This window comes from Arthrobacter sp. NPDC056691, assembly GCF_042791415.1.
Taxonomy (GTDB): Bacteria; Actinomycetota; Actinomycetes; order Actinomycetales; family Micrococcaceae; genus Arthrobacter.
In genome coordinates this window covers 117,923-126,750 of the sequence record NZ_JBHTXX010000007.1, presented here as the reverse complement: position 1 = coordinate 126,750, position 8,828 = coordinate 117,923, and the positions used below count along the sequence as shown (strand labels likewise).

Here is an 8,828-nt window from a genome sequence, read left to right as displayed (position 1 = left end):
TTTGGAAACCACTTTCGGTCGTTTTTTTTTGTTTTTTGGGCCCAAAAAACCCAAACAACTGCGAGCCAGTTGGGCCAAGGAATTCTGTCTGCCAGAATATGCTGTGGTTCACAGACACGCTGTCCCTAATCTCGGTACTACGCCCAGACGTCATCCATACCCACCGAGGAGGCCGCCGTGTCCATCAGCGCCGGGACCACGACCCACGAATCAGTTGCCGCCGCCCAGGTGGTCCCGGAGCCCACGCCGGAGGAGGCCCTGCAGCTGGAGCAGCTGTACCGCGACTTCGCGCAGGAGAACCTGATCCCCCTGTGGACCGAGATCGGTGACCTGATGCCGATGGTTCCCTCGCCCAAGGCCCGGCCCCATGTGTGGCGCTGGAGCGACCTCTACCCACTGGCTGCACGCGCCGGTGACCTGGTCCCGGTCGGGCGGGGCGGCGAGCGGCGGGCCATCGCCCTTGCCAACCCCGGCCTGGCCGGTACCCCGTACGCGACGCCGACGCTGTGGGCCGCGATCCAGTACCTTGGCGCGCACGAAACCGCGCCGGAGCACCGTCACTCCCAAAACGCCTTCCGGTTCGTCGTCGAGGGCGAAGGGGTCTGGACAGTAGTGAACGGGGACCCGGTGGCGATGCGCCGCGGCGACTTCCTGCTGACTCCCGGCTGGAATTTCCACGGCCACCACAACGACACCGACCAGCCGATGGCGTGGATCGACGGCCTGGATATCCCGTTCGTGCACTACGCCGACGCCGGGTTCTTCGAGTTCGGCACCGAGCGCGTCACCGACGAGGCCACCCCGGACATTTCGCGTTCCGAGCGGCTCTGGGCCCACCCCGGCCTGCGCCCGCTGTCCGGCCTGGACAACACGACCAACTCCCCCATCGCCGCGTACCGCTGGGAATACACCGACCGGGCCCTGCGCGAGCAGCTGCTGCTCGAGGACGAGGGCCACCCGGCCACCGTCTCCCAGGGCCACGCAGCGATCCGGTACTCCAACCCCACCACGGGCGGGGACGTGATGCCCACCATCCGCGCCGAATTCCACCGGCTCCGCGCCGGCGCCACCACCGAGCCCCTCCGCGAGGTCGGCTCCAGCGTCTGGCAGGTCTTCGAAGGCACCGGCAGCGTCCTGCTCAACGGCGAACGCAAGGAACTGGCCAAGGGCGACCTGTTCGTGGTCCCGTCCTGGGCTGAGTGGTCGCTCGAAGCCGGGAGCGAGTTTGATCTGTTCCGCTTCAGCGACGCCCCCATTTTTGAACGGCTGAACTTCAACCGCACCTACACCGAAGGACGCAAGAACGCATGAGACTCCTGACACTCCGCCTCCTGAATGAGGGAACCACTGTAACGAAAGCCGTCCGCCAGGACGGCGGCACCCTGACGGAGATCGACGGCTTCGCCGACGTCGGCGAGCTGCTCCGCAGCGACGACTGGGAGACCACGGCCACGGCGGCCAACGGCGCAACGCACGCGCTCGAGGGCGCCGACCTGGCCGCCGTCGTGCCTTCCCCCGGCAAGATCATCTGCGTGGGCCACAACTACCGGAACCACATCAAGGAGATGGGCCGGGAAATCCCGGACCATCCCACCCTGTTCGCCAAATACCAGGAATCCCTGATCGGCCCGAACGACGACCTTGCGCTGCCGCAGGAATCCGACACGGTGGACTGGGAAGCCGAGCTCGCCGTCGTCATCGGCAAGAAGGGCCGGCGGATCAGCGAAGCGGACGCCGCGGACCACATCGCCGGCTACTCGGTGCTGAACGACATCAGCATGCGCGACTACCAGTTCCGCACCGTGCAATGGCTGCAGGGCAAGACCTGGGAAAACTCCACCCCGTTCGGCCCGGCCCTGGTCACCAAGGACGAGTTCACCGTTGGGCCGCTGATGACCTCGGCCGTCGACGGCGAGGTCCAGCAGAGCACCCCCACCGGCGACCTCGTCTTCACCCCGGAGTTCCTGGTCGCCTACATCTCCACGATCATCACGCTGAACCCCGGCGATGTGATCGCCACCGGCACCCCCGGCGGCGTGGGCCACGCCCAGGACCCCAAGCGCTACCTGCAGGAAGGCCAGGTCCTGGTCACCACCATCGAGGGCCTGGGCCAGCTGACCAACCGCGTGGTCAAGGAGGCCTGATGGCCGCCCGGCACGACCTCGCCACCGACCCGGGCCTGCAGGAAGAACTCCTGCAGGCCCGGCGGGGCACCGCGTTCTTCGCACGCAAACTCAACGAGCTCACCGATGCAGAGCTCGACGGCGGATCCCTCCTTCCCGGCTGGACACGCCGGCACGTCGTGGCGCACGTCGGCTACAACGCCAGGGCTATCGCCCGGCTGGTGGAGTGGGCCGCCACGGGGGTAGAGACCCCGATGTACCCCTCCACCGAGGTGCGCGACCACGAGATCAACTTCGGCGCCACGCTGAGCCCGATCGCCCTGCGGAACCTGTTCGACCACTCCGCCGTGCACCTGTCCGTCGAATGGCGAGACCTGCCGGACCAGGACTGGGACAACGAAGTGAAGACCATCCAGGGCCGCACCGTCCCGGCATCGGAAACCGTGTGGATGCGCACCCGCGAAGTCTGGATCCACGCCGTCGACCTCGGCAACGGGGCAAGCTTCGCCGATATCCCGGAGCCCGTCCTTGCGCGCCTGCTCAAGGACATCACCGCCGCGTGGCGCACCCGCGGCACGGACACCGGGCTTCTCGTCAAAGTCACCGGCACCGGGCTGGTGTTCGGCGACACCCGCGCCGCCGACCCCACGATTATCAGCGGAGCCCTGCCCGCCGTCGTCGAATGGGCCGCAGGCCGCGGCGCCAGCGGCGGCACCAGCGGCGTCACCGCAGGCGGGCCCCGTGCCGGCAGCGACGTTCCCGCCGCCCCGAAGTGGATCTGAGGCCGCCAAAACGTCGGGGGTAGACTGTGCCCGTCAGCGCGGGAACTGCACCGACGGAAGGCGCACCAATGAGCATGGCCGAGTCAGCCGGGACGATTTCGGACGACGAACTGGACCTCCTCCACCGCTACTGGAGCGCGGCGAACTACCTGACGGTGGCCCAAATTTACCTTCAGGACAATGTGCTGCTCCGGGAGCCGCTGCGGCCGGCGCACATCAAGCCACGGCTGCTGGGCCACTGGGGCACCGGCCCCGGTTTGTCGCTGATCTACGCCCACCTGAACCGGCTGATCAGGAACACCTCCGCGGAGGTGCTGTTCATCGCCGGGCCGGGCCACGGCGGACCTTCGGTGGTGGCGAACGTCTACCTCGAAGGCACCTATTCGGAGATCTACCCGGACATCAGCCGCGACGCTGCCGGCCTGCGCCGGCTGGCGCGGCAGTTTTCGACGCCGGGCGGAGTGGGCAGCCACGTGGGCCCCGCGACCCCGGGTCCATCCACGAGGGCGGCGAGCTGGGCTATTCGCTCATGCACGCCACCGGCGCGGTGATGGACAACCCGGACCTCATCGCTGCCTGCGTGGTGGGTGACGGCGAGGCTGAGACCGGGCCGCTCGCCGCCTCCTGGACGGCGCCGTTTTTCCTCAACCCCGCGCGGGACGGGGCGGTCCTGCCCATCCTGCACCTCAACGGCGCCAAGATTTCCGGGCCCACCGTCCTCGGACGCCGCACGGACGCGGACGTCGAGGCACTGCTCCGGGCCAACGGCTGGGACCCTGTCACCGTCTCCGGCGACCAGCCCGAAAGGGTCCACCGTGCCCTCGCCGCCACCCTGGAGAATGCCTACGCCACCATCCGGGACATCCAGCAGGACGCCCGGGGCACCGGCACCGGCACCGGCGGAACCGGCGCCGGCGGCCCGGGCGGTAGCCGAACGACGGCGGCCCGCTGGCCGGCGATCATCCTGCGCACGCCCAAGGGCTGGACGGGCCCGGAGGCCGTCGATGGCAAGCCGGTGGAAGGCACGTTCCGTGCGCACCAGGTTCCGCTGTCCGGCGTCAGGGACAACGCCGAACATCTGGCGCTACTGGAGCAATGGATGCGCTCCTACCAGCCGGAAACGCTGTTCGACGACGGCGGCCGCCTGGTGCCCGAACTGTCCGCTCTGGCTCCCGCAGGCAGGCTCCGGATGGGCGCGGCGCCCCGGGCCAACGGACAGCCGTCCGTCCCGCTGGAGATTCCCGACCTCGCCCGCTACGCCGTCGAGCCGGGGCAGCCGGGCTCCTCCAGCATCGAAACCACCAAACCGCTGGGCGAGCTGTTCCGCGACCTCTACACCGGAACGGCGGACAATCCGCGGTTCCGGCTGTTCTGCCCGGACGAGACCAACAGCAACAGGCTGGGCGCCGTGTTCGAGGCCACCGACCGCTGCCTCATGCTGCCGGGAAACGGCGACGACGGCCATGTCTCAGGTGAGGGCCGCGTGATGGAGGTGCTCTCCGAACACCTGTGCCAGGGCTGGCTGGAAGGCTACCTGCTGACGGGCCGGCACGGGTTCTTCGCGAGTTACGAAGCCTTCGCCATGGTCAGCGCCTCCATGACCGTCCAGCACGCCAAATGGCTGCAGCACGCCCGCGACCTGGAATGGCGCTCGCCGGTGCCGAGCCTGAACATTCTGCTGACCTCCACCTGCTGGCGCAACGACCACAACGGCTTCAGCCACCAGGGCCCGGGGCTGATCGACACCGTGCTGTCCCTGTCCGGCGAAGTGACGAGGATCTACCTGCCGCCGGACACCAACACACTGCTGGCCGCGGCAGGACACGCACTGCTCAGCAAGGACTACGTGAACCTTGTGGTGGTCGACAAGCAGTCCCACCCCCAGTACCTGACGCTGGCTGAAGCCCGCGCGCACGCCGAGGCCGGGGCCTCCCGGTGGGAATGGGCCGGCAACGAGGACGGCGGCAGCACTGAACCCGACGTCATTCTCGCCTGCGCCGGCGACATCCCCACCGAGGAGACGCTGGCAGCGGCGTGGCTGCTGCAGCGCCATGTACCCGGCGCCACGGTGCGCGTCGTGAACGTCATGGACGCCATGGTGCTGCCGCCGCGGGACGTGCACCCGCACGGGCTCGACGACGGGACTTTCACTTCGCTGTTCACCGACACCTGCGAGGTGGTGGTGGCCTGGCACGGCTACGCCCGCTCATTCCACCAGTTGCTGCATGGCCGGCCGAACCCGGAACGGTTCCACGTCCGCGGCTACAGCCAGCAGGGCACCACCACCACGCCGTTCGACATGGTGGTGGTCAACCGGATGAGCCGCTACCACCTGGCCTTGGAGGCGCTCCGCCGGCTGCCTCGGCAGTTCGACGGCGCAGCGGCCCTGGCCGAGCACTGCAACCAGCAGCTGGACGCCCACGCCGGGTACATCCGGGAGCATTTCGAGGACCTGCCCGGCATCCGCGAGTGGGTCTGGTCGCCGCCGCACCCGTAGATTTTGTCGCTAGGATGCGGGAGCCGCCGGGGCTCCGCTGACGTTGACCAGCCACGCGATGCCAAACTTGTCGGTGCACATGCCGAAGATGTCGCCCCACGGAGCCTTCTCCATGGGGACGGTGACCGTGCCGCCGTCGCCCGACAGTTTGTCGTAATAGCCGCGCAGCTCGGCCTCGTCGTCGCCGCTGAGCGACACGGAAATGGTGTTCCCCGGCGAGTAGTCCATGGAGCTGGGGGTGTCGGCCCCCATGAGCACGAGCCCCTTCTCCGAGGTCAGCATCCCGTGCATGATCTTGTCCGCCTCCGCGGGATCTTCACTGGCCTGGAACTCCCCGAAGGTGCTGAGCGCCAGGTCGCCGCCGAACACCGACTGGTAGAAGGTCATGGCGTCGCGGGCGTTGTCACGGAAGCTGATGTACGGGTTGAGCAGAGTGGACACGGTCGGTTCTCCTTCGGCTGTACGTGTGGCGCCCGGTGTGCGGCGCCCGGCATTACACATGTTGCCCGAATCCGGCTCCCCTTCATAGGGGTTCACGGGCGTTCACGGAAGTTCACCGGCGGATACCCAGGCGGCGGTCAGGGCCGGAAACGGTAGCCGACGCCGGCCTCGGTCAGCAGGTGGCGCGGATTTCCCGTGTCAGCCTCCAGCTTGCGCCGGAGCTGGGCCATGTACACCCTCAGGTAGTTGGCTTCCTTCTCGTAGGCGGGCCCCCACACGCTGGCCAGGATCTGCTGCTGCGTGATGAGCTTCCCCGGGTTCCGCACCAGCAGTTCGAGGATGCTCCACTCCGTGGGAGTGAGCCGGACGGGCTCTCCGTTCCGGGTGACCATCCGCCGGCCCAGGTCCACGCTGAACTCCGGGGTGTCAACCGTGGACCACTCGGTGGCTTCGGGAGCGCGGCGGAGGAGGGCGCGAAGCCGGGCGAGGAGTTCCTCGAGCCCGAAGGGCTTGGTGATGTAGTCGTCCGCACCGGCGTCGAGGGCGTCCACCTTGTCTGATGAGCCGTGCCTGGCCGAGAGCACCAGGACCGGGGCGGTGCTCCAGCGGCGGAGTTCCCTGAGGACCGCCGCGCCGTCCATGTCCGGCAGCCCGAGGTCCAGGACGACAACTCCGGGCGGGTTGCGCGAGGCAGCGATCAGGGCGGTCTCACCGTCCGCGGCCGTCTCCACGGTGTAGCCATGCGCCTGCAAGGTGATCCGCAGGGCTTTCAGCAGGTGCTGGTCATCGTCGACCACGAGGACGCCGGTCACCGGGCAGTCTCCTGCGGAAAATCGGCGGGCGGGACGGCAGCAGCGGCGGATGGCCCGCCGTCGTGCCCGTCATGCCCTGCTGAGCCATGGCCCGTTGACAGGGGAAGCCGGATGACCATGGTGAGTCCCCCGCCGGGCGTCTCTTCAGCGGCCAGGCTGCCGCCCATGGCCGAGACAAATCCCCTGGCCACGGCCAGGCCAAGGCCGACGCCGGTTGACTGGGAAAGATCGTCCAGCCGCTGGAAAGGGCGGAACATGGCCGGCACGTTGCGGTCCGGCACGCCGCGTCCGTGGTCGATGATCCGCAGTTCGCCGGCCGGGTGGCCGTTCAGGACGGCGCTGCTGAGGCCGCCCGACGCCGAGGTCACGGTGATCTCGGATGCCGGCGCGTACTTGACGGCGTTTTCGGCGATGTTGGCGATGACGCGTTCCAGCAGGACGGCGTCAGCGTCGACGGCGGGAAGGTTCGGTGGCAGCACCACCCGGACGCTGCCGGCCGGAAGGCCGCGCAGCGCCGGAGGCACGACGTCGAGCCACCGGACGGGCTTCAGCAGGGGACGGACCGAGTCGGCCGTGATCCTGGACATGTCGAGGAGGTTTCCCACCAGGATGTCCAGCCGGTCCGAGCATTCATCGATGGTTTCCAACAGCTCCTGTTTCTCCTCAGGGGTATACGTGACGGCGGTCTGCAGGAGACCGCCGACGGCGAGCTTGATGCCGGCGAGCGGTGTGCGGAGGTCGTGCGAGACGGCCCGGAGGATCGCGGTACGCATGGTGTTTCCCTCTGCCAGCCGCAGCACCTCCAGGCGGCTGGCGGCCAGCTGCCGGCGCTCGAGCTGGGCCAGCACGTGCGCGGCGAAGGCGCCCAGCAGGCTGCTGTCCGCGGCCGGCACCGTCCGGCCGAACAGCACCAGCCAGGTGCCGTCGTCGACCGGTTCCACGGTGTGCTCGGCGAAATCCGCGCCTTCCCGCTCGGAATCGGTCAGCTCGCCCGCACTCGCGAGCAGTTTCCTCTCCGCCCCGCCCTCTCCCTCCCGGAAGGCCCGCGCGTCACCGGAGGGCCGGGAGTCACCGGAACCCGGCCGGTTCCGGAAGGCCGGGCCGCTGAAGAGAGCCGCCCCGCGGACGCCGAAGACGTCAAGTGCCTGCTCCAGCAGGCTGCCCACCGTGTCCTCCGCCCTGGTGGCTCCGCGGGCCAGCTCGCCGAGCGTTGCAGCCTCGGCGCGGGCCCGGGCCGCCTCCTTGGAGCGCCGGGCGGACCTGTCCACCACGCCGGCCACGGCGACCGAGACGCCGACGAAGACGCCCAGGGAAAGCAGGTCCTGCGGATCTTTGATGGCGAGCTCACCGATTGGTGGCGTCGAGAAGTAGTTGACCAGCAGGCTGCTCCACAGTGCCCCCGCGACGGCAGGCCACAGGCCACCCACGAGCGCTACTGCAACGGCCCCGGCGAGCTGGACCAGGACGGCGGTGGCCACGCTGTGCTGGATGACGGCGAGCGCCAGCTGCATGAGGATGGGGACGGCGGCCGCCAGCACGAACCCGACGGCGACGCGGGCGCGGCCAAGGTCCCGCTGCCGCCGGCTGCCTGTGCCGCGTCCGGCCAGGGGGTGCGGCACCACCTGCACGTCGAGGTCACCGGCACGGCGGATGATCCGTGTCTCCGTCGCGCCGGTCAGAAGCCTCGACAGCGGGTGCGCCCGTGACTGGCCGATGACCAGCCGGGTGGCGCCGACATGGGACGCGAATCCGAGGAGTGCCTCGACAGGGTCATCGGCGGCGACGGTGTGGTAGCTGCCGCCCAGCTCCACCACCAGCCGGCGCTGTGATTCGAGGGCGCGGGTCGATTCGCGGGACGCCCCCTCCGCGGAGCGGATGTGGACGGCGATCAGGTCCCCGCCGCCCGCACCGTCCAGGACCTTGACGGCACGGCGGATCAGGATCTCCCCCTCAAGGCCTCCCGACAGGCCAATGACGATCCGTTCCCCTGCCATGACGCCATTCTTTCACCTGCACACCACCTTTCCACGGCACAGGCTGCCCGGTACGTGGGGTTCCTCACTCCGGCGTTAAGGATCCGTCAAGATTCCGCTGCCGGCGGTTCCGGCGCTCCTGCCCGGTGCTACGTTCGGCATTGCCCCAGCGAAATCGCGCGGCAGCGGCGACACACAGC

The 8,828-nt window shown here is 69.0% G+C and carries 6 protein-coding genes and 1 pseudogene; 4 read left to right on the top strand and 3 right to left on the bottom strand.

Translation table 11 applies throughout. From position 1 onward, the window contains the following. Window positions 1–177 precede the first annotated feature (177 nt). The 4 genes and pseudogenes from ACFRAU_RS08515 to ACFRAU_RS08500 all read left to right on the top strand — a co-directional run bounded on the left by ACFRAU_RS08515 (window position 178) and on the right by ACFRAU_RS08500 (window position 5,402). A complete protein-coding gene (locus tag ACFRAU_RS08515; RefSeq protein ID WP_377999552.1) occupies window positions 178–1,311 on the top strand; it encodes a cupin domain-containing protein in 1,134 nt (377 codons plus the stop codon). Beyond that, a complete protein-coding gene (locus tag ACFRAU_RS08510; protein ID WP_377999551.1) occupies window positions 1,308–2,144 on the top strand; it encodes a fumarylacetoacetate hydrolase family protein in 837 nt (278 codons plus the stop codon). Before ACFRAU_RS08515 ends, ACFRAU_RS08510 begins: the two co-directional genes overlap by 4 nt. Continuing rightward, window positions 2,144–2,905 (top strand): maleylpyruvate isomerase family mycothiol-dependent enzyme, encoded by a 762-nt coding sequence (locus ACFRAU_RS08505; protein ID WP_377999550.1) that lies wholly within the window; start codon window positions 2,144–2,146, stop codon window positions 2,903–2,905. The genes ACFRAU_RS08510 and ACFRAU_RS08505 overlap by 1 nt, the downstream gene beginning before the upstream one ends. 68 nt (window positions 2,906–2,973) lie before the next feature. Continuing rightward, window positions 2,974–5,402: pseudogene (locus tag ACFRAU_RS08500) on the top strand (phosphoketolase). A 9-nt stretch (window positions 5,403–5,411) separates the two neighbouring features. On the opposite strand, the gene ACFRAU_RS08495 reads toward ACFRAU_RS08500, so the two are convergent. From ACFRAU_RS08495 to ACFRAU_RS08485, 3 genes are all read right to left on the bottom strand, one after another. Next, window positions 5,412–5,843: a VOC family protein gene (locus ACFRAU_RS08495; RefSeq protein ID WP_377996826.1), complete on the bottom strand. Its 432-nt coding sequence runs from the start codon at window positions 5,841–5,843 to the stop codon at window positions 5,412–5,414. 137 nt (window positions 5,844–5,980) lie between these two features. Beyond that, on the bottom strand, window positions 5,981–6,655 hold the full coding sequence (locus tag ACFRAU_RS08490; protein WP_377999549.1) for a response regulator: 675 nt from the start codon (window positions 6,653–6,655) through the stop codon (window positions 5,981–5,983). Beyond that, window positions 6,652–8,649, bottom strand: coding sequence for a DUF4118 domain-containing protein (locus ACFRAU_RS08485; RefSeq protein ID WP_377999548.1), 1,998 nt, complete (start codon window positions 8,647–8,649; stop codon window positions 6,652–6,654). Before ACFRAU_RS08485 ends, ACFRAU_RS08490 begins: the two co-directional genes overlap by 4 nt. Window positions 8,650–8,828 lie beyond the last annotated feature (179 nt).